Origin of the sequence: Pantoea sp. Tr-811, from assembly GCF_011752535.1 — a bacterium.
Classification (GTDB): domain Bacteria; phylum Pseudomonadota; class Gammaproteobacteria; order Pseudomonadales; family Pseudomonadaceae; genus Aquipseudomonas.
In genome coordinates this window covers 160878-186305 of sequence record NZ_VWXJ01000005.1, presented here as the reverse complement: position 1 = coordinate 186305, position 25428 = coordinate 160878, and the positions used below count along the sequence as shown (strand labels likewise).

Here is a 25428-nt window from a genome sequence, read left to right as displayed (position 1 = left end):
GTTTCATTTGTGTTGCAGGAGATAACCCAGCCCTCGCGGGCTGCGCTGTCGCGCAGGGTGCCCGAAAATGCGACACGCGAACACCGGCGCTTGACCTACACCACAACCCTGGGCTGCCGATCAAGCGCCCATCTCCAGGCCAGCGCCGCCCCCGGTAGGAGCGAGCGCAGCTCGCGATGGCGCGCGCAGCGGCCCCAGGGTTTCAGCCTCGCGGCTCATAGTGCTGGGGCTGCTTTGCAGCCCATCGCGAGCTGCGCTCGCTCCTACAGGATTGTCGGTTAAATCAGATAGTTATGTTTTGTTCCATGAGGGCGGGCTTGCCCGCGAATAGGCCCACCCAGGCTAGCGCTTCACGCCCTCATAGTTGTCCAGCGTATCCCGCGCAATTTCCCGCCCCAAGGCGATCAACTCCGGCGCCTTGTAGAACTCGAAGAACCGGCACACCCGCTTCGGCACGTTGATCAGCACATCCGGCGGATACCCGGCGATCTTGTACTGCGCCAACGACGTCTGCATCACCTCGAAGCTCTGGTTGATCAGGTCCAGCAGCGACGCCGGCCCCACGTTGTCGATGATGAACGAGCCGGTGGCCGACTTCGGTGCCCCTTCACGTTCCGGCGCTGCAGCCGGTTGCTGGCTCTCGGGGCTGGCCGCGTCGGCCAGCCACGGGTTGGGCGGCGCCAGGGCCTCGGCGACGATTTCCTGTTCGATACGCACCAGCTCCTCGGCGGGCTTGCGGCGAAACGGCAGGCGCGAGCCCAGCGAGCTGAGCAGGGCATCGAAGCGCATCTTGAAGGCTGCCGGGCGCTCGATCACCGGCAACTGGTATTGCTTCTGGTTGGTGGCGTTGAGGTTGACCGCGATAATCAGGTCGCAGTGGCTCGACACCACCGGCACGATCGGCAACGGGTTGAGAATACCGCCGTCGACCAGCATCCTGTTGCTCTGCATCACCGGGGTGAACAGGCTGGGAATGGCCGCTGAGGCACGCATGGCCTGGTGCAGGCAGCCTTCCTGGAACCAGATTTCCTGTTGGTTGGTCAGGTCCGTTGCCACCGCCGTGTAGGGGATACGCAGTTGCTCGATGTTCATGTCGCCAACGATCTTGCGAATTTGCCCGAACACCTTGTCGCCGCGAATGGCGCCGAGGCGAAAGCTCACATCGACCAGGCGCAACACGTCCAGGTAGTCCAGGCTCTCGATCCAGTTGCGGTAGTCGGCGAGCTTACCCGCGGCGTAGATCCCGCCAATCACCGCCCCCATCGAGCAGCCCGCCACGCAGGCTATGTCATACCCGCGCCGCTCGATTTCCTCGATCACGCCGATGTGGGCATAGCCGCGCGCGCCCCCCGATCCCAACACCAGTGCCACGCGTTTGCTCATGAATGTTCCCCCGGCTGATGTAACCCTCTTCCTACAATGCACCCATGGCCGCCTGTGCTTCAATGTAGACCGCGCTGAACTAAGCTGAGAGCATCTGCGCAAAGCTTTTCAGGCGCGGCACTTTTGCTTCGCCAATGCGTCGAACAGCCACTCTTCACTCTTTTGAGGTAACACCCATGAAAGCCTGGATCTGCCTTCCTCTGATTGCCCTGGCGCTGGCTGGCTGCGCGGGCAAGACGGCCTACCGTGACAGCTGCGCCTCTCAGCTGGACGCTGCCTGGAAGGAGCTGGACCTGGCCAAGGCCGAAGGCTTCGCCGGCACCGTCAGCTATTCCAAGGCGCTGTCGCTGCTGACCGGGGCCAAGACCCAGCAGCAGTTCGAAGGCTACGAGGGTTGCACCCGCAAGTCTGAGAAGGCCCGTTTCTACATTCGTGAATCCCGCGCAGGCCGTTGACCAGAGGGCACCCTATGTCTGCCATGCTCGATCATGTGGTTGCCCAGTTGCTGACCCTGCAGGTGCGCCTGTTGGCCTGTCGCGAACGTTTGGCGGCCGATACCGACAGTGAGGCGCTGCATGACCTGCGCATCAGCCTGCGGCGTTTGCGCAGCCTGTTGCGGCCTTTGCGTGGCTTGCCGGGGGTGGAGCAACTGGAGCATGCCGCCCAGTCGCTGGGCACCCTGACCACGCCGCTGCGCGACCGCGAGGTGCTGGCGGCGGAGTTGCTTGCTCGTGGCCAGGCAGAGGCCGGGCAGCGTCGCCTGCAGGGGCGTGCGGGCACCTTCGCCAGTGTAGCTGCCAGCCCGCAACTGACCCGGGTGCTGGCGATCGTCGATGCCTTTCCGTTGTTTCTGCGTGCGGCAGATCGCGAAGGGTTGGCCAGGTCGCTGGAGAAACGCATCGACAAGCGCCTGGTCAAGCAGTGGGCCAAGCTGGGTGAAGCCCTCAAGGACCCCGCGCATGACCGCCACCGCTTGCGCCTGCTGATCAAGCGGGCGCGCTATGGCGACGAGGAGTACCCGCAGCTCGACCATGCCGGCAAGCCGTTGCGGCGCCTGCTGAAGGCGGCCCAGGCTGACCTGGGCCATTGGCACGACCGCCTGCAATGGCTGCTGCAGGCACGCGATCATGCCGACCTTGCGCCCTGCAAGGTCGACTGGGAGCAGGAGCTGCATGAGGCTGAGCGCCAGTCCGACGCCACGTTGGAGGCGTTACAGGCGGCGCTGGCGCATCGCCAGCCCGGCAAATGACCGATATGCGGGCTGATCGATGTTGCTTTGCTGGCTAGTATGGGCAAACACCCATCGCTGCCCGCAGGAGCTGGCCCATGAATTTCGATCAACTGCTCGACGCCGTGCGGGCCCACCCCGAGGCAGTCAGCATTCCGCCAGATTGGGCCCAGGGGCGTGCGGCCTTTGGTGGCCTGATGGCTGCCATGGTCTTGGAGGCCATGCGCCTCAAACTCACTGACGACCGCCCGGTGCGCTCCCTGGCCATCAGCTTCGTCGCCCCGGCCGCCGCCGATGTGCCGACCCGCTTCGAGGTCGAGGTGCTGCGCGAGGGCAAGGCGGTGAGCACGCTGCTCGGGCGTGCCGTGCAGGATGGCCAGGTGGTGACCCTGGTGCAGGGCAACTTCGGGGCGGGCCGGCCTTCGGTGGTGCAGGTGCCAGCCTTGCCGGCCATGGAAATGAAGGCGCTTGAAGACGCCGCCCCTGAGTTGCCTCATATTCCCGGCGTCACCCCCGAATTCATGCGCCATGTGGCGTTGCGCTGGGCGGTGGGCGGGTTGCCGTTCAGTGGCAATGCATCGCGCCGGATGGGCGGTTGGGTGCGCTTGCGGGATGTGGCCCAGGTGCAGGTCAACGAGGCGCACCTGCTGGCCTTGGTCGATGCCTGGCCGCCGAGCCTGATGCCGTTTCTCAAACAGCCCGCTGCAGGCAGTACCCTGACCTGGACCATCGAGTTCATCCAGCCGGTGGCGCCGCTGACGACGGTGGACTGGTGCCGGTATTGCGTGGAAACCGAGCATGCCCGTGATGGCTATGGCCATGCTGCGGCTTCGCTGTGGACGGCGGAGGGGGAATTGCTGGCGCTGAGCCGGCAGACTGTGACGGTGTTTGCCTAGCTGTGTAGGAGCGGGCTTGCCCCGCGAACACCGGCGAAGCCGGTGCCATGCACTGCGCTGCCTGCTTCGCGGGTCAAGCCCGCTCCTACAGGGATTTTTAAATCAGCCAGTGGTGATTTTTCCGCCTAAGCATCTCCAGCGTTCAGTGACGATGCCTGTGCCGTTCCCGCCAGGCCTTCCACCACGACCCGCTCAACAAGAAGCGCGGAAAGGTGATGAACTGTTCGGTCAAAAGCCGCTGCACGGCATCCTTGCGGTTGGCGAACGGTTCCGGCTGTTCAGCCTCCAGGCGGTGCCCATGGCGCTGCAGGCCGAGCCCGGCGATCAGGGCAATGACGCCCACCGCGAACTGCCCCAGGTCCAGGCCGAACAGGCCCGACAACACCAACAGCGCGCCGAGGATGAACAGCGGCACGGCAATCAGGTGCAGCACCAGGTTGGTCGGGTGACGATGGTTGTGATGGTAGCCACGCCATTGCCAGGCGTGCAGGTTGGGCAGACGTTTGCTCATGGGCAATTCCTCGCGGTCATGCCCAAAGCTTAGTGCGGCCCCGGGGATGGGGCCAATCGAGGCTGGCTATGGTGACTATAGCTTCAGCTGGCCTATCACCTTGTTCAGCTCGCCGGCCAAGGTCGCCAGCTCGCTGCTGGTGGTGGCCGAGCCGACGGTTTGCTGCACGGTGTCTTCGGTGACGTCGCGGATGCTCACCACTGCGCGGTTCATTTCCTCGGCCACCTGGCTTTGCTGCTCGGCGGCCACGGCGATCTGGGTGTTGCTCTCGCGCATCTGCGCCACCGCATCGGTGATCTCGGCCAGGGCGGCGCCCGCTTCCTGGGCCTGCTTGACACAATCGTCGGCCTTGTACGAGCTCTCCTGCATGAACTCCACGGCATCGCGGGTGCCGGCCTGCAGGTCGGCGACCATGTGGGTGATTTCATCCGTGGAGGTTTGCACGCGCTTGGCCAGGTTACGCACCTCGTCGGCCACCACGGCGAAGCCACGGCCCAGGTCGCCGGCACGGGCCGCCTCGATGGCGGCGTTGAGGGCCAGCAGGTTGGTTTGCTCGGCGATGCTGTGGATGACCCCCACCACACCGTTGATCTTCTGGCTGTCCTCGGCCAGCTGGCGAATCATTTCGGCGGTTTGCTGCACGCCGCTGGACAGCCCGGCGATCGAGTCCTGCACGCGGCTGACCACGTGCTGGCCGCTGCCGGCCAGGGTGTCGGCTGTCTGCGACAGGTCGCGGGTGGCGCCGGCGTGCTGGGCGATATGGTGCACCGTGGCGGTCATCTCGTTGATGGCCGTGGCGGCCTGGTCGGTTTCGCTTTGCTGGCCGAGCATGCCGTGGCGCACGTCGTTCATGCTGGCTGCCAGGCGCGCGGCGCCCGAGTCGAGCTGCGCGGCGGTGTGGGCGACCGTGCTGACCACGCGGTGGTAGGTGGTCTGCATGGCGTTGAAGGCGCCGGCCATCTGGCCGACTTCGTCGCCGCAGGCCAGGGGCACGCGGGCCGACAGGTCGCCGGTTTTCTCCACGTGCAGCATCACATCCTTGAGGGTATTGAGCTGGCTGAGCAGGAAGCGGATCAGCAGTTGCGAGGCGCCGAGCATGGCCAGCATCAGGATCAGCACGCACACCGCATAGTTGCCGAAGCGTTCGAGGAACACTTGGCGCAGGCTCGGGGCCTGGGCCAGTACCGCCACCTGCTGGTCGCCGTGGCGCAGCACCTGGGCACCGTGCAACGGGTTGTCGCCGAGCAGGGTGCTGGCGGGCAGTTCGACCCAGCCCTGGGCGTTGCCCAGTGCATCCAGGCGCTCGCCGGCAAAGGTCGGCGTCTGGCCGGGTTGCCAGGCAATCACGTTGGCCTGGCGCGGCAGGGCTTGCCCGGCGGGCCAGGCCGCCAGCAGCTCGGCCTGGGCTCGCGCCTGGGCCTGGGCGGCTTCGATGCGGGCGCGTTGCTCCAGGTGCACGGCATACAGCACCAGCAGCAGGGTGGTGACGAAGGCCACCGCATTGACGGCCCAGAATTTGTACTTGAGGGAAATATTGCTAAGCCAGGCACCCATGGGTAGGTCTTCTCTGAGTTGAGCGGAAACAGTATTGGCAAGGTGCCATCATTGTGCCCGCTGCTTTGAGAAGCCGTCATGACATGGGTCAAGTTAACTGGAAGAAGGCCTTTGCCGTGGCGGTGGTATGGGCGGCGCAATGCTCCAGGCTTTCACCACGGTGCAGGGCCACTTCGCGCAGCACTTCACCGAGAAACGCCGGCTCGTTGCGACCATTTTTCGGTTTTGGCCGCAGGCTGCGTGGCAGCAGGTAGGGGGCATCGCTTTCCAGCATCAGCCGGCCTTCGGCGATGTTGCCCACCAGCGGGTGCAGGTGCGTGCCGCGGCGCTCGTCGCAGATCCAGCCGGTGATGCCGATGTGCAGGTCCATGTCCAGGTAGGCGAACAGCGCCTTGCGCTCGCCCGTGAAGCAGTGCACTACGGCGGCGGGCAGGTGGTCGCGGTATTCCTTGAGGATGGCCAGCAGCCGCTGGCTGGCGTCGCGTTCGTGCAGGAACACCGGCAGGCGCAGTTCGGCGGCCAGGGCCAATTGCGCTTCCAGGGCTTTTTCCTGCAGTGGGCGAGGGGAGAAGTCGCGGTTGAAGTCCAGGCCGCATTCGCCCACGGCGCGTACCCGGGTTTCAGCCAGCAGCTGGCGCAATTGCCGCTCGCTATTGCCATCCCAGGACGTGGCATCGTGGGGGTGCACCCCGGCGGTGGTGAACAGGTGCTGGCCGTCGCCGTCGAGTTGTTGGCATAACTCAAGGGCCTGTTCACTGACCGCAAGGCTGGTGCCGGTGAGCACCATCTGCGTCACGCCAGCCTCGATGGCGCGCTCGACGATGGCCGCCTGTTGGTCGTGAAAACTGCTGTTGGTCAGGTTGACGCCGATATCGATCAGTTGCATGGTGCTACCTCGTGCCGCGGGGCGGCCAGCATAGCAAAAAGCGTGATAATCGGAAAAACCAAGAACTTCAGCCGGTTGCCGAGGTCATTTACGGTCTTTTCGAGAAAATGCACGTCCCACCATGGCTGCCGCCCACCGACCACGGACACGAATCCGCATGCTGCGATACCTGGCGACCCTGCTGCTGATGCTTGGGCTGATGACCGTCGGTCCGGCCTTTGCACGCCTGCCAGGGCCGCAACAGGCCATGCCGGCGAGCAAGGCCCGTGACCTGGAGCAGATCCGCAGCAACAAGGTGCTGCGGGTGCTGGTCAACCAGAGCCGCAACAGCTCCGGGGAGATCAAGGGGGAGCCGGTGGGCATCGAGTACTACCGCCTGCGTGGCCTCGAACACTACCTCAACGCCCGCGCCGGTGACGGCCAGCAGATCCGCCTGAAGATCATTCCACGGGCCAAGGAACAGTTGCTTGGTGCCCTGCAGCGTGGGGAAGGCGACCTGGCCGCGCCCGGCGAATTGCTCGACCCGGCCGTGGTGGGTGCGGTCAGCAGCAGCGCGCCGGTGCTGGACCACGTGCCGTTGCTGCTGGTGGGGCAAAAGGGCGGGCGCAGCTATACCCGGGTCGAGCAGCTGTCTGGGCGCACCATCGCCTTGACCAGCGCCAGTGCTGCGGGCGCGGTGATCCAACAGATCAACCAGCAACTGGCCTTGCGCAAGCGCCCGCCCATCAAGATCGAGTGGGTCGATGCCACCCTGGCGGTGGAGGATGTGCTGGAGATGGTGCAGGCCGGCATCTACCCACTGACCGTGGTGGAGCGGCCGATTGCCCAGCGCTGGGCCCGGGTGATGCCCAAGCTGCGCCTGGACACCCGCCTGCAACTGGGCCAGCCGCAGGCCATGCGCTGGTATGTGCGGCGTGATGCGACGATGCTGCTGGCCACGGTCGACCGTTTCCTGCAGGGCTACCGGGCCCCGGAGAACCAGGATGCCGCCTTCGAGCGTATCTACCGGCGCCAGTACCGCGTGCACAACCCATTGGCGCACAAGGACCGCCAGCGCCTGAGTTCGCTGCGCCCGGTGCTGCAAAAGCATGGCGCGGCGCAGCAGATCGACTGGCTCAACCTGGCGGCGCTGGCGTTCAAGGAGTCCACCCTGGACCCTGCAGCGCGCGGCAGTGGCGGCGCCCACGGCCTGATGCAGATCACCCCGTCGGCGGCGCAGCGGGTTGGGGTGAGCAACACCGCCACGGTCGAGGGCAATGTCCAGGCCAGCGCACGTTACTTGGCGCTGATTCGCCGCAAGTTCTTCTCCAGCCCGCAGATCAACGAGCGTGAACGCATGGCGTTCGTGCTGGCCGCCTACAACCTTGGCCCGGAGCGAGTGCAGGCCATGCGCGCCGAGGCTCGCAAGCGCGGCCTCAACGGCAACCAGTGGTTCTTCCAGACCGAGCGGGTGGCCATGGAGCAGGTCGGCATGGGGCCGGTCAATTTCGTCAACAGCGTCAACAAGTACTTTTTGGCGTTCAACCGTGAACGCACGGCACTGGAGCGTGTGGCCAAACGCTGACAAATCGATTTTGTCGATTGTTATGTTGGGTTTTTTGCGATTTTCATATCTATCAGATTGATTATGATGACGCCCATCCCAACACAACTTCTCAGCTTCAAGGACGCTTCCCCATGAACAACGCAATCTCCAACATCCTTTCCACCCGCGCCGGCAGCGGCCTCAGCGTGATCCGTATCCTGGTGGGCGTGATCTTCATGGCCCACGGTGCCCAGAAGCTCTTTGGCCTGTTCGGCGGCTACGGCCTGGAAGGCACCGGCCAGTGGATGGAAAGCATCGGCCTGGCACCGGGCTACCTGATGGCGCTGTTGTCCGGCAGCGCCGAGTTCTTCGGCGGCCTGGCCCTGGTGATCGGCCTGCTGGCCCGCCCGGCGGCCCTGGCATTGAGCGTGACGCTGGTGGTGGCGATCTTCTCGGTGCACATCCATAACGGCCTGTTCATGTCCAACAATGGCTATGAGTTCGCCCTGGCCCTGCTGGCGGGCACCGTCGCGGTGATGATCGAAGGCGCCGGGCGCTTCTCCCTCGACCGCTTGATCGCTCGCTGAGCAGCAACACGCTGCACGTCGCAAACTGCAAGCCTCAAGCCGATCACTTTCAGCTTGGGGCTTGCAGCTTGCGGCGTGTCGCTCTAGCATACCGCCTGCGCCGATTTAAACAGCTACTTGCGGGGCGCGGGAAGGCTCCGATCGTGTGCCCTCCGAAATACCGCTAAAGCGCTGGTTCGGTGACGCCTCCCACCGCTGCCCAGCGGGATTCGCGAGGCGGAGAAAACCTCCATGAGTTGCCCACGTACCAGTGTCTGCTTGAGCCCATTGCCTGCCAGCCAGGCCTCCCGCACACCGCGCATCCTGCTCGGTGGCCAGCATCAGCCCACGCTCCTGCGCCATCTTGAAGGCTTGTCGCGCCGCAAGGGCCAGGCCCGCGCCTTTCTGATCCAGTTCGCCGAAGCCGGCTGCCACCTTGAACCCTACGCCAATGACCGTTTCGACCTGGCCGTCATCCAGGCGCCCGCGCGGGAAGATGCGGCGCGAGTGATTGGCCAGCTGACCCGCATCGCACGCCAGGGCCTGATTACCCGACGCTGAGGAGCGCGCCGTTGAGCACCAACATCATCACCCAGGAAGGCCACGAAGCCCTGAAGAAGGAGCTGGACCACCTGTGGCGGGTGTACCGCCCGGAAATTACCCAGAAGGTCACCTGGGCCGCGTCGCTGGGCGACCGCAGTGAGAACGCCGACTACCAGTACAACAAGAAGTTGCTGCGCGAGATCGACCGCCGGGTCCGCTACCTGCGCAAGCGCCTTGAGGACGTGAAGGTGGTGGCCTATTCGCCGCAGCAGGAAGGCAAGGTGTTTTTCGGGGCCTGGGTCGAGATCGAGAATGACGAGGGCGAGACGTTGAAGTTTCGCATCGTCGGGTATGACGAGATCTACGGGCGTAACGACTACATCTCGATCGACTCGCCCATGGCGCGGGCCTTGCTCAAGAAAGAAGAGGGCGACGAGGTGCTGGTGCGCACACCGACCGGGGAAGCGACCTGGTACGTGAACAGCATTCATTATGGCCAGTGAGTGTGTGTTGCCAGTGCCGGCCTCTTCGCGATACTAGGCCTACAGGAAATTGCGTTCCCGCCGTTGACGGTGAGCTGAATACCTGGGGCCGCTGCGCGCCCCATCGCGAGCTACGCTCGCTCCTACCAGGTCGGCGCGGCCTATGTCGGTAACCTCAACTCCGGGCCTCTTGGCGACACTATGCCCACAGGAAATCGCGTTCCCACCGTTGACGGTGAGCCCGGTAGGAGCGAGCGCAGCTCGCGATGGGCTGTAAAGCAGCCCCGGCGTGATGAGCCGCGAAGCTGAAAGCCTGGGCCGCTGCGCGCCCCATCGCGAGCTACGCTCGCGCCTACCAGGTCGGCGCAAACCCTCAACTTTCGCGCAACACCGCCAACGGGCTGGCATTCAACGCTCGCCGGGTGCCCAGCACCCCAGCCCCGCCCACCAGCAGCGCACCCACCAGCGGCAATACCAGCAACCACGGGTGCGGGCTCCACTGCAGGTCGAAGCCATAGCGGTACAACACCAGGGTAATCAGCTCGCAGCCCAGTGCCGCCAACGCGCCACTGGCAGCTCCCAGCAAGCCGAACTCGATCCGCCGCGCCCGCACCAGCAAGGGCCGCGCCGCGCCCAAGGCGCGCAACAGGGCGCCTTGGCGAATGCGTTCATCCAGCGTTGCCTGCAAGCCGGCAAACAACACCGCAAGCCCCGCTGCCAACACGAACAGCAGCACGTACTCCACCGCCAGGGTGACCTGGGCGAGGATGCTGCGCAGTTGGTCGAGCAGGGCATCCACCTGCAGGATGGTCACGGCCGGGAACGCCCTGGACAGCGCCACCACATCAAGGTCATGGCCCGGCGCCAGGTAGAAACTGGTCAGGTAGGTGGTCGGCAACCCCTGCAGGGTGCCGGGCTGGAAGATCATGTAGAAATTCGGCTGGAAGCTGTCCCAGTGCACGCTGCGCAGGCTGCTGACCTTGGCCTGGCGCTGCTCGCCACCGATGTCGAAGGTCAGCAGGTCGCCCAGTTGCAGTTTCAGGCTGTCGGCCAGTTGCGCCTCCACCGAAACGCCGGGAATGTCCTCGGCCCCCGGCAGTGCCTGCCACCAGCTGCCGGCAGTGATGCGGTTGCCCTCGGGCAGGTCGGCGGCCCAGGTCAGGCTGAGGTCGCGCTGCACCGCACGCTCGCCTGCCGAATCCTTGCTCACCAACTGCTGCACGGGTTCGCCGTTGATCTGCGTCAGCCGGCCGGGTGTAACGGGATACAGCGGCGCCGAACTGGCATTCACCTCGCGCAGGTGCTGGGCGAAGGGTTCGCGGTCATCGGGCAGGATGTTCAGGGCGAAGTGGTTGGGCGCGTCCTTGGGCAACTGCGCCTGCCAGGTGTCGAGCAGTTCTGCGCGCAGCAAGGCGACCAGGGCCATGGCCAGCAGGATCAGGCCGAACGCCAGGGCTTGCCCGGCGGCGGCGGTGGGATGGCGCAGCAGTTGGCCGAGGCCCAGGCGCCAGGTGAGCGGCGCACCGGCCAGCGCCTTGCGCAGGCTCTGCAGGCCAAGCAGCAGCAGGCCACCGAGCACTAGCGCAGCCACCAGGCCGCCGCCGAGCAGGGCGAACGTCAGCAGCAGGTCCAGGCTCAGGCGCCACATGATCAGGCCTAGGGCAAACAGGGCGGCGCCATACACCAGCCAACTGCTCGGCGGCACCGGCAGCAGGTCGCGGCGCAGTACCCGCAGCGGCGGCACCTGGCCCAAGGCGGCCAGCGGCGGCAAGGCGAAACCGGCCAGGGCGACCAGCCCGGTGGCCATTCCGGCCAGCGCGGGGAGCAGGCCGCCGGCGGGTACTTCGCTGGGCAGTAACCCTTGCAGCAGGCGGAACAGGCCCAGTTGCGCCAACCAGCCAAGCAGGGCGCCCGCCACGGCGGCGACCACGCCGAGCATGGCCAGCTGCAGGCAGTACAGGCCCAGTGCCTGGTGCCGTGACAGGCCCAGGCAGCGCAGCAGGGCACTGGCATCCAGGCGGCGCGCGGCGTAACGGCTGGCCGACAGGGCCACCGCCACCCCGGCCAGCAGTACGGCCACCAGGCTGGCCATGTTCAGGTAACGCTCGGCCTTGCCCAGGGCACCGCCGATCTGCCGGTTGCCGTCGCGGGTGTCGAGCAGGCGCTGGTTGGCCGCAAGCTTGCCCTCCAGGCCCTGGCGGTAGCGGGTAAGCGGCTGGGCATCGCCACGCCACAGGTCGCGGTAGCTGACCCGGCTGCCGGGCTGGATGACACCGGTGGCGGGCAGGTCGGCCAGGTTCATCATCACCCGGGGGGTCAGGCTGTAGAAGTTGTTGGCGCGGTCGGGCTCGTAGGTCAGTACGCGGCTCATGCGCAGGGTTTTCATGCCGACGTCGATGTTGTCGCCAACCTTCAGGCCAAGGGCGGCCAGCAGGCGGGGCTCGACCCAGGCTTCGCCCGGCGCCGGGCCACCGCCGGGCGCTTCCTGCCCATACGGGGCAGGGGCGCTGCGCACCTGGCCGCGCAATGGGTAGGCGCTGTCGGCGGCCTTGATGCTCGACAGCTGGATGCCGCTGTCACCGCCTACCACGCTGGTGAATTCCACCACCTGGGCATGGCGCAAGCCCAGGGCCAGGCCCGCACTGACCTGCTCGTCGCGGGCGGGCGCGCTACCTTGCAGTACCAGGTCGGCCCCCAGGAATTCGCTGGCGCGCAGCTGCATGGCGCCATTGAGGCGGGCGCCGAAGTAGCCGATGGCGGTGCTGGCGGCAACCGCCACCAGCAGCGCGAAGAACAGCACGCGCACTTCGCTGGCGCGGATGTCGCGCAGCAGCTGGCGCAGCGCCAGGCCGCACAGGCGGGACAGCGGCATGTGGGTCATCAGGCCTCCACCGGCGCCACCAGGCGCCCTGCGTCCAGGCGGATGTGCCGGCGGCAGCGCCGGGCCAGGCGTTCGTCATGGGTGACCAGCACCAGGGTGGTGCCGCGCTCCTTGTTCAGCTCGAACAACAGGTCGCTGATGCGCTCGCCGGTGTGGCTGTCGAGGTTGCCGGTGGGTTCGTCGGCGAACAGCACCGCCGGTTGTGCGGCAAAGGCGCGGGCAATGGCCACCCGCTGCTGCTCGCCGCCGGACAACTGGCGCGGCGTATGCGCCAGGCGCTTGCCCAGGCCCACGCGCTCCAGCAGGGTGCGGGCCTGCTCACGGGCGTCGCGGCGGCCATCGAGCTCCAGCGGCAGCATCACGTTTTCCAGGGCATTGAGGCTGTCGAGCAGCTGGAATGACTGGAACACGAAACCCACATGCTCGGCGCGCACCCGCGCCCGTTGGTCCTCGTCCAGCGGGCCGAGGTCGTGCCCGGCCAGGATCACCTGGCCGGCGCTGGGCCGGTCGAGGCCGGCAAGCAGGCCGAGCAGGGTCGACTTGCCCGAGCCCGAGGCGCCGACGATGGCCAGGCTGTCGCCCTGGGCCAGGTCGAGGGAAAGGGCGTGCAGGATGGTCAGGTCACCTTCCGCGCTGGGGACCACTTTGCTAAGGTTCTGCGCAACGAGAATGCTGGGGCCCATGGAGAATCCGATGCGAGTGTGGTGGTTGAGTGCCGGCCTGGCCCTGTATTGCCTGGCCCAGAGCGCGGCGGCGGGAACGTTGCTGGTTGTTGGCGATAGTATCAGCGCCGGTTTTGGCCTGGATAGCCGTCAGGGCTGGGTGTCACTGTTGCAGACCCGGCTCAAGGACGAAGGTTTCGACGATCAGGTCGTCAATGCCTCGATCAGTGGTGACACCAGTGCAGGTGGCCAGGCCCGGCTGCCGGCGCTGCTTGCAGCGCACAAGCCGAGCCTGGTGGTGTTGGAGCTGGGCGGCAACGATGGGCTGCGCGGCCAGCCCCCCGCGCAATTGCAACAAAATCTTGCGTCGATGATCGAGAGTGCGCGCGGCGCCGGTGCCAAGGTGCTGCTGCTGGGCATGCGCCTGCCGCCCAACTATGGGGTGCGCTACACCACTGCCTTTGCCCAGGTGTATGAACAACTGGCAGCGGAAAAACAGGTGCCGTTGGTGCCGTTTTTCCTTGAGGGGGTAGGTGGTGTGCCAGCGCTGATGCAGGCCGATGGCATCCACCCAGCCCAAGGTGCCCAGCAGCGCTTGTTGGAAAATGCCTGGCCGGCGATAAAACCCTTGCTGTGACGCTTTAAACGGGGGCAGCTTTCGGCTAAGGTTGCGCCCCCCGTTTCGAGTGCCCCCGATGCCGCGCCCTGCCTGGTCCTTGCATGCCTACCAATTGATCGAGCCCGATGAACAGCTCGACCTGTTCGCCTGCCAGGAAATTCGCGTTCACCTGGTCGCCCGTCAGCTCGAATTGGGCGTGCCGGTCGACCGTACCCTGTGTGGCGGCTTGTTGCCGGCGCAGCCGCGCTGGTCGGGGGTTGCGCGTGCCATCTACCGCGACGAGCGCCTGTGCGACCTGTGCCGGGCGATTCTCGATGCCCAGCGTCGCGGCATGCGGCCGGTCTGGCCGGAGCTGTAACGCGCCTGGCGCGGAACTACGCTCACCTTTCATCATCTGAAACGCATGGAAACCGCCAATGCCTCCCGCTGGCAGCGAGGCGGGTGTACAATCGTGCCTCTTGTCCCACCTTTCGAAGGATTTACCGGATGTTGCCGCGCTTTCCCGCCGTCACCCGTTGCCTGACCCTGGCCGCCATGCTGGCAGCAGGCCCCGCCGTTGCGCTGGAGCTGCCGCTGCCCCCTCCTGGTGAAGACGTCGTCGGCCAGGTTCACACGATCAAGGCCAAGTACGAAGACACCTTCGCCGACATCGGCACTGCCAACGACCTGGGCTACCTGGAAATGATCGCCGCCAACCCCGGCGTCGACCCCTGGTTGCCGGGCGCGGGCACCGAGATCATCCTGCCCACCCGCTACATCCTGCCACCGGGGCCGCGTGAAGGCGTGGTGATCAACCTGGCCGAGTACCGCCTGTACTACTACCCGAAAGGGCAGAACGTGGTGTACACCTTCCCGCTGGGCATTGGCCGTGAAGGTTGGGGTTCGCCCATCGCCAACACCAAGATCACCGCCAAGACGCCGAACCCCACCTGGACGCCGCCGGCTTCCATTCGCGCCGAGCACGCCGCCGATGGCGACATCCTCCCGGCCGTGGTGCCCGCGGGTCCCGACAACCCGCTGGGCCCGTTCAAGTTCACCCTGGGCGTGCCGGGCTACCTCATCCACGGGTCGAACAAGAAGTTCGGCATTGGCATGCGCACCAGCCATGGTTGCTTCCGCATGCTTAACAACAACGTGCTGGAGTTGTCGAAACTGGTGCCGGTCGGTACCCCGGTACGCATCATGAACGAGCCGTACAAGTTCGGTATCAGTGGCGGCAAGGTTTACCTGGAGGCGCATACGCCGCTGGACGACCAAGGCAACCCGTCGGTAGTCGATAAGCACACTGCCGTTATCAATGCCTTGCTCAAGCGTGAAGACCTCGCCAACAACCTGCGCATGAACTGGGACATGGTGCGTGACGTGGTGGCCGCCGAAGACGGCATGCCTGTGGAAATTGCCGTACCGGTCAATAATCCGGGTGCCGAAACTACCGTGTCGAGCATTCCTGCCGAACTGCAGTAAGGCGTTCTGCGACACACCTGGAGCCCGCTCAGGCGAACCGCCTGGGCGGGCTTCGTCGTGTGTGGGCAAGGGCTTTTCGGCAGGCAATAAAAAAGCCGACCCACAAGTGGGTCGGCTCCATAACAATCCGGGAGGATTATTACTTGCGGCTGGCTTTGTCCAGCATACGCAGAGCGCGCTCGTTGGCTTCGTCAGCAGTTTGCTGAGCCTTCTGAGCAGCGGCCAGAGCGTCGTCAGCCTTACGGTAGGCTTCGTCAGCACGGGCTTGAGCGCGAGCTGCTGCGTCTTCAGTCGCAGTCAGACGAGCTTCGGTTTCTTTGGATACGCTGCTGCAACCGGTAGCCAGAACTGCGGCCAGAGCCAGAGCAGAGAATTTCAGAACGTTGTTCATCGTGTTCCCCTTCAAGGACTTTCTATTAAATAGCCATCTCTCGGAAAAGAGAAACTGGCCGGCGTACATAGTACCCATTACTTGTAGTAAGTAAACTGACGGAGCGCAAGAACTGCAAAAAAATATGTTGCAAGGAGCGGTGGTCGACAGAAATTGTAGGGCAAATGTGAAAAAAGCGTGCGACGCTCGCAAGCGGTTGTAGTGCGGGAACTTTTTGTTGAACTAACGGTGACTTTAACTGTCCTTCGGCGTCTTAAGGTGCAGAACATCCGGCTGCTCTTGCCAGGTTGCCCAGCATCAAGCCGGGCGCGGGTTGGCGCTACTTTTTAAGCGTTGACTGCTTGAGTAATCCCGCTTGCGGTGCCTACTATTTGGGAGTGCCCGGCCCGGTCGAACGTTTGCCGTCGGCCCGGGGTCCAAGGGGCAAGAGGTGGCGTTGAGGTTCCTCCGCCGGATCAACCACCATCGGTTAAGGTAAGGGTCTGCCAAGAAGACCTGCGAGGAGTAGTGATGAGTGAAGCGCTGACCATCCACCATGACCAGGCCGGTCATCAGTTCGAGACCAACGTGGACGGTCATCGTGCCTACCTGACGTACATGGACCTGGGCAAGCAGACGCTGGATATCTATCGCACCTTCGTGCCCAACGCCCTGCGTGGCCGGGGGATCGCTGCAGCGTTGACTGAAAAGGCCCTGGAGTACGCTGAACAGATGGGTTACACGGTGATCCCTTCCTGCTCGTACGTGGAGCGCTACATGGAGCGCCAGCAGCGCCATTCAAGCAAGGCCTGAGCCGGCGCCCGCTCACACCAGACACAAAAACGCCGGGCAATGCCCGGCGTTTTCTTTGGCTGCACCCTTAGCTGCGCTTGCGCTGTGGCAGCACATCCTTGAGCTTGGCATGCATGCTGCGCAGGGTGTTCTCGGTAGCCGACCAGTCGATGCAGGCGTCGGTCACCGACACGCCGTACTGCAGTTCGTCGAGGTTCTTCGGAATCGACTGGCAGCCCCAGTTCAGGTGGCTTTCCACCATCAGGCCGATGATCGACTGGTTGCCTTCGAGGATCTGGTTGGCGACGTTCTCCATCACCAGCGGCTGCAGGGCCGGGTCCTTGTTGGAGTTGGCGTGGCTGCAGTCGACCATGATGTTGGCCTTGATCTTGGCCTTGGCCAGGTCTTGCTCGCACAGGGCGACGCTGACCGAATCGTAGTTAGGCTTGCCGTTGCCACCGCGCAGTACCACGTGGCCGTAAGGGTTGCCCTTGGTGGTGACGATCGACACGCCGCCTTCCTGGTTGATGCCGAGGAAGCGGTGCGGCTTGGACACCGACTGCAGGGCGTTGATGGCCACGGTCAGGCCGCCGTCGGTGCCGTTCTTGAAGCCAACGGCCGAGGACAGGCCCGAGGCCATCTCGCGGTGGGTTTGCGATTCGGTGGTGCGGGCGCCGATGGCCGACCAGCTGATCAGGTCCTGCAGGTACTGCGGGGAGATCGGGTCGAGTGCTTCGGTTGCGGTCGGCAGGCCCATTTCCGCCAGGTCCAGCAGCAGCTGGCGGCCGATATGCAGGCCGTCCTGGATCTTGAACGAGTCATCCAGGTACGGGTCGTTGATCAGGCCCTTCCAACCCACGGTGGTGCGTGGCTTCTCGAAGTACACGCGCATCACCAGGTACAGCGTGTCGGACACTTCCTCGGCCAGCACCTTCAGGCGCTCGGCGTATTCGTGGGCGGCCTTGATGTCGTGGATGGAGCAGGGGCCGACCACCACGAACAGGCGATGGTCCTTGCCATCGAGAATATTGCGCACCACTTCACGGCCGGCAGTTACGGTCTGCAGGGCCTTGGCGCTGAGGGGGATTTCCTTCTTGAGCTGATCGGGGGTGATCAAAGTCTCGTTGGAGGCAACGTTTAGGTCGTCGATCGGTAAATCAGCCATCGTGTTACTCGTCAGGTCACGGGTGCCGGCCGCCAGCAATCCCCGTGCGGCCCAGCAGCAAGAATGTTCGCAGCGGGGAGCGGAACCTTAGCGCGTTACAGGGGGCGCGACAATGGGCTTGGGCATGCGCAGATACACTTGCCGGTTCATCCCGGGGCGTGGAAGGGTGTAAAAAGGCCTGTCGACATTCCAAGGAGATTCGCATGACCCGTGGCAAACCTCGTATCGGCATTATTGGCAGTGGCGCCATCGGCGGCTTTTACGGGCTGATGCTGGCGCGTGCAGGGTTCGATGTGCACTTTCTGTTGCGCAGTGAATACGACGTGGTGCGCCAGCAGGGCTTGACGCTGGACAGCGCCGTGCACGGGCAACTGCAGATGCCGGTTCAGGCCTACGCCGGCGCGGCCGACATGCCGCCCTGCGACTGGCTGCTGGTGGGCGCCAAGGCCACCAGCAATGCCGAGCTGGCACCGCTTGTCAACCAGGCTGCGGCGGCCGATGCCAAGGTGGTGCTGCTGCAAAATGGCCTGGGTGTCGAGCAGCAGCTGCGCCCACGGTTGCGCAGCGACCTGCACCTGCTCGGCGGCCTGTGCTTCATCTGCGTCAACCGCCAGGCTCCTGGGGTCATTCGTCACCAGGCACTGGGTGCGGTCAACCTCGGTTACCACAGTGGCCCGGCGGGTGATGGCGGGGCGGCCATCGTCGAGCAGGGCGCAGGGCTTTTCCGCGCCGCGGGCATCGACTCCCAGGCCATGGCCAACCTGGGCCAGGCGCGCTGGCAGAAGCTGGTGTGGAATGTGCCCTACAACGGCTTGTCGGTGTTGCTCAATGCCAGTACCACGCCACTGATGGCCGATGCCGATAGCCGCGCGCTGATCCAGGCGCTGATGGCAGAAGTGGTGCAGGGCGCCGCCGCCTGTGGCCATGTGCTGCCCGAAGGCTATGCCGAGCACCTGTTCCGGGTCACCGAGCAGATGCCCGATTACTGGCCGAGCATGTACCACGACCACGCCCAGCAGCGCCCGTTGGAGCTTCAGGCGATCTATGCCGAGCCGCTGGCCCAGGCCCAGGCGGCCGGTTGCAGCCTGCCGCGCATGGCCATGCTGCACCAGGCACTGGCCTTTATCGACCGCGCCAACCGGCCTGGCTGAAACCGCTGCAGCCCGCGGCAGCAGTGCGCCGGACGGCAAAGCGTGGATCCGGCGCGCTGCTAAGCTCAAGCTTGCTCTGCCGCAGCGGCAGTCGAGGAGGTCGAATGATCCGCTCCATGCTGTACGCCACCGACCTCGGTGTGTACGCGCCCTTCGTCATGCAGCATGCCCTGACCCTGGCTCGCACGTTCAATGCCGAGCTGTACGTGATCCACGCGGTGGAGCCCATGGGGCAATTCGCCGAATCCCTTTTGCAGAGTTACCTCGACGAGCAGACCTTGGACGCGCTGCACAGCGAGGGTGTCAACACGGTGATGGCCAACATCGAGCAGCGGGTACTGGAGAACTTTCGCGATGAGCTGGGGGAGGATGCCGACCTGGCCCTGATAAAGGCGGTGCGGGTGCGTCAGGGCGACCCGGCGCAGGTGATTCTCGAACAGGCGCAGCGGCTGTGCGTCGACCTGTTGATCTTCGGCAGCCACAGTGCCGGGGCTGGGGTGGATGTGCCGCTGGGACGCACGGCGGTGCGCCTGCTGCAGCTGGCGCCCGTGCCGGTGTACATGGTGCCGCTCTCCCAGCACCTCGGGCGTAGGAAATCGTAAGGCTGTTTGTAGGAAATGTCGGAAGCGCGTGTAACAAAATAGTTCTAGTTTTATTTCGAGAACCACTAATATAGTTATATCTCGTCGCTGCCTGCTGCCGCTGACCTACCGCCGATTCGAGGGAAACCTATGAAGCTTCAACAACTGCGCTACATCTGGGAAGTAGCGCACCATGACCTCAACGTCTCCGCGACGGCGCAGAGCCTGTACACCTCGCAGCCGGGGATCAGCAAGCAGATCCGCTTGCTTGAGGATGAACTGGGTGTTGAGGTCTTTGCTCGCAGTGGCAAGCACCTGACCCGCGTAACCCCAGCCGGTGAGCGCATCATCACTACCGCTGGCGAGATCCTGCGCAAGGTCGAAAGCATCAAGCAGATCGCCCAGGAGTTCTCCAACGAGAAGAAGGGCACGCTGTCCATCGCCACCACCCACACCCAGGCGCGCTATGCCCTGCCGCCGGTGATCAGCAACTTCATCAAGCAGTACCCGGAAGTGGCCCTGCACATGCACCAGGGTTCGCCCATGCAGATCGCCGAGATGGCGGCTGACGGCACCGTCGATTTCGCCATCGCCACCGAAGCGCTGGAGCTGTTCGGCGACCTGATCATGATGCCGTGCTACAAGTGGAACCGCTGCGTGGTGGTGCCCCAGGGGCACCCGTTGGCCAAGCTGCCGAAGCTCACCCTGGAAGCAGTGGCCGAGTACCCGATCGTGACCTACGTGTTCGGTTTCACCGGCCGTTCGAAACTCGACGAAGCGTTCAACCACCGCGGCCTTACGCCGAAAGTGGTGTTCACCGCGGCCGACGCCGACGTGATCAAAACCTATGTGCGCCTGGGCCTGGGCGTGGGCATCGTGGCCAAGATGGCGGTCGACAGCAAGCTCGACAGCGACCTGGTGGCCCTGGATGCCAGTGAGCTGTTCGAAGCCAGCATCACCAAGATCGGCTTCCGTCGTGGCACGTTCCTGCGCGGCTTCATGTGCGATTTCATCGAGAAATTCGCCCCGCACCTGACCCGCGAAGTGATGGCCAAGGCCATTCAGTGCCATAACAAGCAAGAGCTCGAAGAGCTGTTCGAAGGCGTCGAACTGCCGGTGCATTAAAAGCACCGCGAGCTGCGCGGCCTCCTGTAGGAGCGAGCGCAGCTCGCGATGGCTGCAAGGCAGCCCGGCATAATCACTTGCGAAGCTGAAACCCTGGGGCCGCTGCGCGCCCCATCGCGAGCTACGCTCGCTCCTACCGGGGCGGCGGCGGCCTGGAAATGGCGGCAGCGGCCGAATCAGGCCTTGCTGATCAGGTTGCCAGCGTGCAGCCCGCATTCCTTCTGGGTCGACTCTTCCCACCACCAACGCCCTTCGCGCTCGTGCTGGTTCGGCAGTACTGGCCGGGTGCACGGCTCGCAGCCAATGCTGATGAAGCCACGTTCGTGCAGGCTGTTGTACGGCAGCTCCAGCATGCGGATGTAACCCCACACTTCCTCGCTGCTCATCTGCGCCAGCGGGTTGAATTTGTACAGGGTGCGTTCAGGGGTGGAAAACGCGCTGTCGATCTCCAGTGCGGCCACCTGGCTGCGGGTGCCCGGGCTCTGGTCGCGGCGCTGGCCGGTGGCCCAGGCGCTGACGGTGGCCAGCTTGCGGCGCAGTGGCTCGATCTTGCGAATGCCGCAGCACTCGCCGTGGCCGTCCTTGTAGAAGCTGAACAGGCCCTTGTCCTTGACGAACGGGTCGAGCTTGGCCCGGTCCGGGCTGAGAATCTCGATCGGCAGGTTGTACTGCTCGCGCACCTGGTCGATGAAGCGGTAGGTTTCCGGGTGCAGGCGGCCGGTGTCGAGGCTGAACACCTTGACCTGCTTGTTCAGCTTCCAGGCCATGTCCACCAGCACCACATCCTCGGCGCCGCTGAAGGAGATCCACAGGTCATCGCCGAAGTGTTCGAAGGCGAGCTTGAGGATGTCCTGTGGGGACTTGTTGGCGTAGGTCGCGGCCAGGGCGGCGACGTCGAAGGGTTGGCTCATCAGGCGGTTTCCATCTTGGCTGTGGCGCTGTGCGCTCGTAATGGGGTGATGGTAACAAAAAACGGCGGGGTAGACGGGCTGATCACAAGCCCTGCAAGGTCTCCATCAGCACCCGCACCTTGGCAATCGATTCCTCGTATTCGGCCTGCCAGTTCGAGTCGGCCACCACTGCGCCGCCGCCCCAGCAACTGACTTGGCCATCCTTCACCAGCAAGCTGCGGATGGCGATGGAGCTGTCCATCTCGCCACGCACGTCCACGTACAGCAGCGAGCCGCAGTACAACGCGCGGCGGGTGGGTTCCAGCTCGTCGATGATCTGCATGGCGCGAATTTTCGGCGCGCCAGTGATCGAGCCGCCGGGGAAGCTGTCGCCGATCAGGTCCAGGGCGTCTTTGTCGGCGGCCAGTTGGCCGGTGATGCTGCTCACCAGGTGGTGGACGTTGGGGTAGCTTTCCAGGCTGAACAGCTCTGGCACCTTCACCGAGCCGATCTCGCAGGTGCGGCCCAGGTCGTTGCGCAGCAGGTCGACGATCATCAGGTTTTCCGAACGGTCCTTGGCGCTGTGGCGCAGCTCCTGGGCATTGCGCGCGTCCTCGGCAGGGTCTGCCGAGCGTGGGCGGGTGCCCTTGATCGGGCGGGTTTCCACCTGGCCCTGGCTGACGCGAATGAAGCGCTCGGGGGAAAAGCTCAGCAGCGCGCTGCCGTCGGCCAGTTGCTGGAAGCCCGAGAATGGCGTTGGGCACGCCAGGCGCAGGGCCTGGTAGGCGTGCCACGGGTCGCCCTGGCAAGGCGCACGAAAGCGCTGGGTGAGGTTGATCTGGTAGCAGTCGCCGGCCTGGATGTAGCGCTGCACCTGGTCGAAGGCGGCCTGGTACTGCGCAGGTTGCAGGTCGCCGCGCATGGGCGCAAGCAGCTGGAACGGGCCGCATGGCGCGGTGTCGGCAGCCTCGAACAGGGCAATCAGGCGAGCCTGTTCGTCATGGCCGAGGCTTGGGTGGAACACCAGTTGGCTGGTGCCAAGCAGGTGGTCGGTGACCAGTGCCCAGGCATACAGGCCCAGCTGTGCATCGGGCAGGCCGAGGTCATCGACGGCCAGGCTTGGCAGCTGTTCCAGGCGGCGGCCGAAGTCGTAGCTGAGGTAGCCGATCAGGCCGCCGGCAAACGGCAGGTCGGTGCCGGCGGGCAGTTGCGCCGCACCCAGTTGCTGCAACCCTTCGCGCAGGCGCTGGAGGAAGGCTCGGCCTTGCTCGTCTGGGCCGGCTTGCAGCTGCTGCACGGGCCAGGCGCTGAGCAGGTCGAAGCGCCCGCGCGCGGCGCCGGGGCGGGCGCTGTCGAGCAGGATCGCGCCGGGGGCCTGGCGCAGGCGGGCGAAATAGGCGGCGGGGTCGGGCTGGTAGGGCAGGGGGTGAAGCGTACAGGTCGGCATCAGTGTGGACGGCGATGTAAAAGCGAGGAGGGCGATTGTAGACCTGCGAAGGAAATGCGCCTAGCCCTGTGGGAGCGGGTTCACTCGCGAACACCGGCGAAGCCGGTGTCATCTACCGCGTCGCCTGCTTCGCGGGGTAAGCCCGCTCCTACAAGAGCGGGCTTGCCCCGCGAAGGGGCCTGGGCAGGCCTAGCGCGGATGCACGTGCCCGAACAGGTTCTGGGTAACCCGCACCCGCTGCTCGGCATCTTCGGTAATACCATCCTTGGCCAGCGCCTCGATGTGCGCCTCGATGGCGTGGGTGCGCTGGGTCAGCCCGGTGTCGTTGGCAATCTGGATGTTCAGGCCTGGACGGGCGTTGAGTTCCAGAATCAACGGCCCCTTGTCCTGGTCCAGCACCATGTCGACACCGATGTAGCCCAACCCGCACAGCTCATAGCAGCCGGCGGCCAGCTTCATGAAGCCGTCCCAGTTCGGCAGTTGCACACCGTCCACCGCGTTGGTGGTGTCCGGGTGCTTGCTGATGATGTTGTTCAGCCAGGTGCCGCGCAGGGTCACGCCGGTGGCCAGGTCCACGCCCACGCCGATGGCGCCCTGGTGCAGGTTGGCCTTGCCGCCGGACTGGCGGGTGGGCAGGCGCAGCATGGCCATCACCGGGTAGCCCATCAGCACGATGATGCGGATGTCGGGTACGCCTTCGTAGCTGATGCTCTTGAAAATCTGGTCTGGCGTTACCCGGTATTCGATCAGCGCGCGGTCGCGGTGCCCGCCAAGGGAGTACAGGCCGGTGAGGATGCTCGACACCTGGTGTTCGATTTCCTCGTGGCTGATGATCTTGCCCGACACCGTGCGGTAGCGGTCCTCGAAGCGGTCGGCGATCACCAGGATGCCGTCACCGCCGGCGCCCTGGGCCGGCTTGATGACGAAGTCGTTGCGCCCGCCGATGATCTCGTCGAGCTTTTCGATCTGCTTCTCGGTTTCGATGATGCCGTACATTTCCGGCACATGGATGCCGGCTGCCAGTGCGCGTTCCTTGGTGATGATCTTGTCGTCGACGATCGGGTACAGGCTGCGCTTGTTGTACTTGAGCACATAGTCCGCGTTACGCCGGTTGATCCCCATGATGCCCCGGGCCTCCAGGGCTTTCCACGTCTTGATCAGGCCAAACATCAGGCGTCAGCCTTCTTCAGGAATGCCTTGAAGCGCACGAGCTCGGTCAGGCGGTAACCGCGGTAGCGGCCCATCGCCAGCATGAAGCCCACCAGCACCAGCAACACCGCCGGGAAGGTGAACACGAAGTACACCAGCTCCGGCACCATCATCAGCAGGTGTGCCAGGGAGGCGGCGAACAGGGTGCCGATCGCCACTTTCATGGCATGGCCGCCGCCGCGCTCTTCCCAGGTGATCGACAGGCGTTCGATGGTCATGGTCAGAATCACCATCGGGAACAACGCCACCGACAGGCCGCGCTCCAGGCCCAGCTTGTGGCTGAACAGGCTGATGGCGGCAATCAGTACCACGACGAAGGTCAGCACCACCGACAGGCGCGGCAGCATCTGCAGCTTCAGGTGTTCCAGGTACGAGCGTAGCGACAGGCCCAGCGCCGTGATTACCGTGAACAGCACGATGCCGAAGCCCAACTGGGTTTCGCGGAAGGCCAGGGCGATCAGCACCGGGGTGAAGGTGCCGAGGGTCTGGATGCCGATGAGGTTGCGCAGAATCAGGATTACCAGCACGCCGATCGGGATCATCACCATGATCATGAAGGTTTGCTGGGTTTGCAGCGGCAGGCCGTACAGCGAGTATTCGAGGAAGTCGGCGTCGGTGTTCTCGTCGGTCAGCTTGGCCAGGCGGATGGCGTTCATCTCGCTGTTGTTCATGCTGAAGGTGACGTTGGCTTTCTTGCCGCCATCGACGGTGATCAGGTTGTCGTCACCGGTCCACCACAGCAGGCGGTCAGCTGGCAGGCCCTGCTCGCCGGTGTCGGGGTTGAAGTACAGCCAGTCGCTGCCATTGAAGCTGCGCAGCCACAGTTCGGGGGTTTGCGGGGTGTCGGCCACCAGGCGAATGGTGTGGACCTTTTCCATCGGCACATGGGCAATCGACAACAGCAGGTCGATGACCTGGGCTTTCTTCATCGGCGACGTGTCGCCGGCCAGCAGCAGCTTGGCGTTGTCGTCGTTGAGGTTGTTGACCCGCTTGATCGTCTCGCTGACAAAGGTTTCGACGTCGGCCGAATGCTGGCGGATCGGCGCCATCAGGGCTTCGGCGGCGATCTTCTCGGGGCCGTCGATGGCCAGGCTGTCACGGAAGGTTGGGCCCTTGACGGTGGATTTTTCGTTGCTGTAGCGCTTGGTCAGCACCAGGCGGTAGTACAGGGTCTGGTTGCCACTGACCCGGCGCGCCGACCAGGTGACCTTGCGGTTGCCATCCACGCGGTTGACGCTGACCCCGTAGTTGTTGGAGATGAAGCTCTCGTTGAGGCTGACGTAGTCACGGTTCAGCGGCGGCACGAACATCTGGATCTTGACCGGGTCCTTGCTGCTGGCGACGAACTCGACCTTGGCGTCGATGTTCCACAGGTCGTCGGTTTCGTCTTCGGTCACCGGAATGCCGAGAACGAAGATCTGATAAGCCGTGACCGCCACGCCGAGCAACACCAGCACGGTGATCAGAACTTTCAGATGGAGGGTAAGAGAGCGCATCG

Annotated in this window: 26 protein-coding genes; 14 read left to right on the top strand and 12 right to left on the bottom strand. The window is 64.6% G+C overall.

The genetic code is table 11. From position 1 onward, the window contains the following. Positions 1-342: 342 nt before the first annotated feature. Positions 343-1383 carry a patatin-like phospholipase family protein gene (locus F3J44_RS09820; RefSeq protein ID WP_167271996.1) on the bottom strand — a complete coding sequence of 347 codons (1041 nt, stop codon included), beginning with the start codon at positions 1381-1383 and terminating at the stop codon, positions 343-345. A 176-nt stretch (positions 1384-1559) separates the two neighbouring features. Here F3J44_RS09820 and F3J44_RS09815 point away from each other — a divergent pair, with 176 nt between their 5' ends. From F3J44_RS09815 to F3J44_RS09805, 3 genes are all read left to right on the top strand, one after another. Next, a complete protein-coding gene (locus tag F3J44_RS09815; protein WP_167069604.1) occupies positions 1560-1838 on the top strand; it encodes a hypothetical protein in 279 nt (92 codons plus the stop codon). Positions 1839-1852: 14 nt separating this feature from the next. Beyond that, entirely contained in the window at positions 1853-2632 is a 780-nt protein-coding gene (locus F3J44_RS09810; protein ID WP_167069606.1) for a CHAD domain-containing protein, read from the top strand. A 77-nt stretch (positions 2633-2709) separates the two neighbouring features. Continuing rightward, the gene (locus F3J44_RS09805; protein ID WP_167271994.1) at positions 2710-3507 is read left to right on the top strand and encodes an acyl-CoA thioesterase II; all 798 of its coding nucleotides are present in this window, start codon (positions 2710-2712) and stop codon (positions 3505-3507) included. Positions 3508-3649: 142 nt separating this feature from the next. On the opposite strand, the gene F3J44_RS09800 is transcribed toward F3J44_RS09805, so the two are convergent. From F3J44_RS09800 to F3J44_RS09790, 3 genes are all read right to left on the bottom strand, one after another. Then, positions 3650-4018 (bottom strand): Mpo1-like protein, encoded by a 369-nt coding sequence (locus F3J44_RS09800; RefSeq protein WP_167271992.1) that lies wholly within the window; start codon positions 4016-4018, stop codon positions 3650-3652. A 75-nt stretch (positions 4019-4093) separates the two neighbouring features. After that, positions 4094-5572: a methyl-accepting chemotaxis protein gene (locus tag F3J44_RS09795; protein WP_167271990.1), complete on the bottom strand. Its 1479-nt coding sequence runs from the start codon at positions 5570-5572 to the stop codon at positions 4094-4096. An 88-nt stretch (positions 5573-5660) separates the two neighbouring features. Further along, positions 5661-6452 carry a TatD family hydrolase gene (locus F3J44_RS09790; protein WP_205299817.1) on the bottom strand — a complete coding sequence of 264 codons (792 nt, stop codon included), beginning with the start codon at positions 6450-6452 and terminating at the stop codon, positions 5661-5663. Between the two features lie 163 nt (positions 6453-6615). On the opposite strand from F3J44_RS09790, the gene F3J44_RS09785 reads away from it, so the two are divergent. The 4 genes from F3J44_RS09785 (at position 6616) to greB (ending at position 9595) form a co-directional block, all read left to right on the top strand. After that, entirely contained in the window at positions 6616-8022 is a 1407-nt protein-coding gene (locus F3J44_RS09785; protein WP_167271986.1) for a transglycosylase SLT domain-containing protein, read from the top strand. Between the two features lie 113 nt (positions 8023-8135). Further along, on the top strand, positions 8136-8570 hold the full coding sequence (locus F3J44_RS09780) for a DoxX family protein (RefSeq protein ID WP_167069618.1): 435 nt from the start codon (positions 8136-8138) through the stop codon (positions 8568-8570). A 231-nt stretch (positions 8571-8801) separates the two neighbouring features. Beyond that, positions 8802-9110, top strand: a complete 309-nt coding sequence (locus F3J44_RS09775; protein WP_167069620.1) for a hypothetical protein — start codon at positions 8802-8804, stop codon at positions 9108-9110. A gap of 11 nt (positions 9111-9121) precedes the next feature. Then, positions 9122-9595, top strand: coding sequence for a transcription elongation factor GreB (greB, locus tag F3J44_RS09770; protein ID WP_167271984.1), 474 nt, complete (start codon positions 9122-9124; stop codon positions 9593-9595). Between the two features lie 352 nt (positions 9596-9947). On the opposite strand, the gene F3J44_RS09765 is transcribed toward greB, so the two are convergent. Together F3J44_RS09765 and F3J44_RS09760 are read right to left on the bottom strand one after the other, a co-directional pair. Then, positions 9948-12455 (bottom strand): ABC transporter permease, encoded by a 2508-nt coding sequence (locus F3J44_RS09765; protein WP_167271982.1) that lies wholly within the window; start codon positions 12453-12455, stop codon positions 9948-9950. Then, positions 12455-13138: an ABC transporter ATP-binding protein gene (locus F3J44_RS09760; RefSeq protein ID WP_167069626.1), complete on the bottom strand. Its 684-nt coding sequence runs from the start codon at positions 13136-13138 to the stop codon at positions 12455-12457. Before F3J44_RS09760 ends, F3J44_RS09765 begins: the two co-directional genes overlap by 1 nt. A gap of 10 nt (positions 13139-13148) precedes the next feature. On the opposite strand from F3J44_RS09760, the gene F3J44_RS09755 reads away from it, so the two are divergent. The 3 genes from F3J44_RS09755 (at position 13149) to F3J44_RS09745 (ending at position 15200) form a co-directional block, all read left to right on the top strand. Then, the gene (locus F3J44_RS09755; RefSeq protein ID WP_167271980.1) at positions 13149-13754 is read left to right on the top strand and encodes an arylesterase; all 606 of its coding nucleotides are present in this window, start codon (positions 13149-13151) and stop codon (positions 13752-13754) included. A 58-nt stretch (positions 13755-13812) separates the two neighbouring features. Beyond that, positions 13813-14094 carry a hypothetical protein gene (locus F3J44_RS09750; protein WP_167069630.1) on the top strand — a complete coding sequence of 94 codons (282 nt, stop codon included), beginning with the start codon at positions 13813-13815 and terminating at the stop codon, positions 14092-14094. A gap of 128 nt (positions 14095-14222) precedes the next feature. After that, positions 14223-15200, top strand: a complete 978-nt coding sequence (locus tag F3J44_RS09745) for a L,D-transpeptidase family protein (RefSeq protein ID WP_167069632.1) — start codon at positions 14223-14225, stop codon at positions 15198-15200. Positions 15201-15339: 139 nt separating this feature from the next. Here the strand turns inward: F3J44_RS09745 and oprI are convergent, their stop codons facing one another. Beyond that, entirely contained in the window at positions 15340-15591 is a 252-nt protein-coding gene (gene oprI / locus F3J44_RS09740; protein ID WP_003259780.1) for an outer membrane lipoprotei OprI, read from the bottom strand. A 510-nt stretch (positions 15592-16101) separates the two neighbouring features. On the opposite strand from oprI, the gene F3J44_RS09735 reads away from it, so the two are divergent. Beyond that, positions 16102-16383, top strand: coding sequence for a GNAT family N-acetyltransferase (locus tag F3J44_RS09735; protein ID WP_084854752.1), 282 nt, complete (start codon positions 16102-16104; stop codon positions 16381-16383). A 67-nt stretch (positions 16384-16450) separates the two neighbouring features. Here F3J44_RS09735 and F3J44_RS09730 read toward each other — a convergent pair whose 3' ends face one another. Beyond that, positions 16451-17527 carry a 3-deoxy-7-phosphoheptulonate synthase gene (locus F3J44_RS09730; RefSeq protein ID WP_167069650.1) on the bottom strand — a complete coding sequence of 359 codons (1077 nt, stop codon included), beginning with the start codon at positions 17525-17527 and terminating at the stop codon, positions 16451-16453. Positions 17528-17730: 203 nt separating this feature from the next. Here F3J44_RS09730 and F3J44_RS09725 point away from each other — a divergent pair, with 203 nt between their 5' ends. The 3 genes from F3J44_RS09725 to cysB all read left to right on the top strand — a co-directional run bounded on the left by F3J44_RS09725 (position 17731) and on the right by cysB (position 20384). Then, positions 17731-18678: a putative 2-dehydropantoate 2-reductase gene (locus F3J44_RS09725; RefSeq protein ID WP_167271978.1), complete on the top strand. Its 948-nt coding sequence runs from the start codon at positions 17731-17733 to the stop codon at positions 18676-18678. A 104-nt stretch (positions 18679-18782) separates the two neighbouring features. Then, positions 18783-19280 carry a universal stress protein gene (locus F3J44_RS09720; protein WP_167069654.1) on the top strand — a complete coding sequence of 166 codons (498 nt, stop codon included), beginning with the start codon at positions 18783-18785 and terminating at the stop codon, positions 19278-19280. Positions 19281-19409: 129 nt separating this feature from the next. Continuing rightward, positions 19410-20384 (top strand): HTH-type transcriptional regulator CysB, encoded by a 975-nt coding sequence (gene cysB, locus F3J44_RS09715; protein ID WP_167069664.1) that lies wholly within the window; start codon positions 19410-19412, stop codon positions 20382-20384. A gap of 176 nt (positions 20385-20560) precedes the next feature. Here the strand turns inward: cysB and F3J44_RS09710 are convergent, their stop codons facing one another. The 4 genes from F3J44_RS09710 to F3J44_RS09695 all read right to left on the bottom strand — a co-directional run bounded on the left by F3J44_RS09710 (position 20561) and on the right by F3J44_RS09695 (position 25426). Continuing rightward, entirely contained in the window at positions 20561-21295 is a 735-nt protein-coding gene (locus tag F3J44_RS09710) for a phosphoadenylyl-sulfate reductase (protein ID WP_167069666.1), read from the bottom strand. An 82-nt stretch (positions 21296-21377) separates the two neighbouring features. Then, entirely contained in the window at positions 21378-22721 is a 1344-nt protein-coding gene (gene pabB / locus F3J44_RS09705) for an aminodeoxychorismate synthase component I (protein ID WP_167271976.1), read from the bottom strand. Positions 22722-22910: 189 nt separating this feature from the next. After that, the gene (locus F3J44_RS09700) at positions 22911-23891 is read right to left on the bottom strand and encodes an alpha-L-glutamate ligase-like protein (RefSeq protein WP_167069670.1); all 981 of its coding nucleotides are present in this window, start codon (positions 23889-23891) and stop codon (positions 22911-22913) included. Continuing rightward, a complete protein-coding gene (locus tag F3J44_RS09695; protein ID WP_167069672.1) occupies positions 23891-25426 on the bottom strand; it encodes an inactive transglutaminase family protein in 1536 nt (511 codons plus the stop codon). Before F3J44_RS09695 ends, F3J44_RS09700 begins: the two co-directional genes overlap by 1 nt. Positions 25427-25428 lie beyond the last annotated feature (2 nt).

Excerpts from the sequence above, each read along its gene's own strand:
- F3J44_RS09820 (WP_167271996.1), bottom strand. The coding sequence starts at position 1,383 with ATGAGCAAACGCGTGGCACTGGTGTTGGGATCGGGGGGCGCGCGCGGC.
- F3J44_RS09815 (WP_167069604.1), top strand. The coding sequence starts at position 1,560 with ATGAAAGCCTGGATCTGCCTTCCTCTGATTGCCCTGGCGCTGGCTGGC.
- F3J44_RS09810 (WP_167069606.1), top strand. The coding sequence starts at position 1,853 with ATGTCTGCCATGCTCGATCATGTGGTTGCCCAGTTGCTGACCCTGCAG.
- F3J44_RS09805 (WP_167271994.1), top strand. The coding sequence starts at position 2,710 with ATGAATTTCGATCAACTGCTCGACGCCGTGCGGGCCCACCCCGAGGCA.
- F3J44_RS09800 (WP_167271992.1), bottom strand. The coding sequence starts at position 4,018 with ATGAGCAAACGTCTGCCCAACCTGCACGCCTGGCAATGGCGTGGCTAC.
- F3J44_RS09795 (WP_167271990.1), bottom strand. The coding sequence starts at position 5,572 with ATGGGTGCCTGGCTTAGCAATATTTCCCTCAAGTACAAATTCTGGGCC.
- F3J44_RS09785 (WP_167271986.1), top strand. The coding sequence starts at position 6,616 with ATGCTGCGATACCTGGCGACCCTGCTGCTGATGCTTGGGCTGATGACC.
- F3J44_RS09780 (WP_167069618.1), top strand. The coding sequence starts at position 8,136 with ATGAACAACGCAATCTCCAACATCCTTTCCACCCGCGCCGGCAGCGGC.
- F3J44_RS09775 (WP_167069620.1), top strand. The coding sequence starts at position 8,802 with ATGAGTTGCCCACGTACCAGTGTCTGCTTGAGCCCATTGCCTGCCAGC.
- F3J44_RS09765 (WP_167271982.1), bottom strand. The coding sequence starts at position 12,455 with ATGACCCACATGCCGCTGTCCCGCCTGTGCGGCCTGGCGCTGCGCCAG.
- F3J44_RS09760 (WP_167069626.1), bottom strand. The coding sequence starts at position 13,138 with ATGGGCCCCAGCATTCTCGTTGCGCAGAACCTTAGCAAAGTGGTCCCC.
- F3J44_RS09755 (WP_167271980.1), top strand. The coding sequence starts at position 13,149 with ATGCGAGTGTGGTGGTTGAGTGCCGGCCTGGCCCTGTATTGCCTGGCC.
- F3J44_RS09750 (WP_167069630.1), top strand. The coding sequence starts at position 13,813 with ATGCCGCGCCCTGCCTGGTCCTTGCATGCCTACCAATTGATCGAGCCC.
- F3J44_RS09745 (WP_167069632.1), top strand. The coding sequence starts at position 14,223 with ATGTTGCCGCGCTTTCCCGCCGTCACCCGTTGCCTGACCCTGGCCGCC.
- oprI (WP_003259780.1), bottom strand. The coding sequence starts at position 15,591 with ATGAACAACGTTCTGAAATTCTCTGCTCTGGCTCTGGCCGCAGTTCTG.
- F3J44_RS09735 (WP_084854752.1), top strand. The coding sequence starts at position 16,102 with ATGAGTGAAGCGCTGACCATCCACCATGACCAGGCCGGTCATCAGTTC.
- F3J44_RS09730 (WP_167069650.1), bottom strand. The coding sequence starts at position 17,527 with ATGGCTGATTTACCGATCGACGACCTAAACGTTGCCTCCAACGAGACT.
- F3J44_RS09725 (WP_167271978.1), top strand. The coding sequence starts at position 17,731 with ATGACCCGTGGCAAACCTCGTATCGGCATTATTGGCAGTGGCGCCATC.
- F3J44_RS09720 (WP_167069654.1), top strand. The coding sequence starts at position 18,783 with ATGATCCGCTCCATGCTGTACGCCACCGACCTCGGTGTGTACGCGCCC.
- cysB (WP_167069664.1), top strand. The coding sequence starts at position 19,410 with ATGAAGCTTCAACAACTGCGCTACATCTGGGAAGTAGCGCACCATGAC.
- F3J44_RS09710 (WP_167069666.1), bottom strand. The coding sequence starts at position 21,295 with ATGAGCCAACCCTTCGACGTCGCCGCCCTGGCCGCGACCTACGCCAAC.
- pabB (WP_167271976.1), bottom strand. The coding sequence starts at position 22,721 with ATGCCGACCTGTACGCTTCACCCCCTGCCCTACCAGCCCGACCCCGCC.
- F3J44_RS09700 (WP_167069670.1), bottom strand. The coding sequence starts at position 23,891 with ATGTTTGGCCTGATCAAGACGTGGAAAGCCCTGGAGGCCCGGGGCATC.
- F3J44_RS09695 (WP_167069672.1), bottom strand. The coding sequence starts at position 25,426 with ATGCGCTCTCTTACCCTCCATCTGAAAGTTCTGATCACCGTGCTGGTG.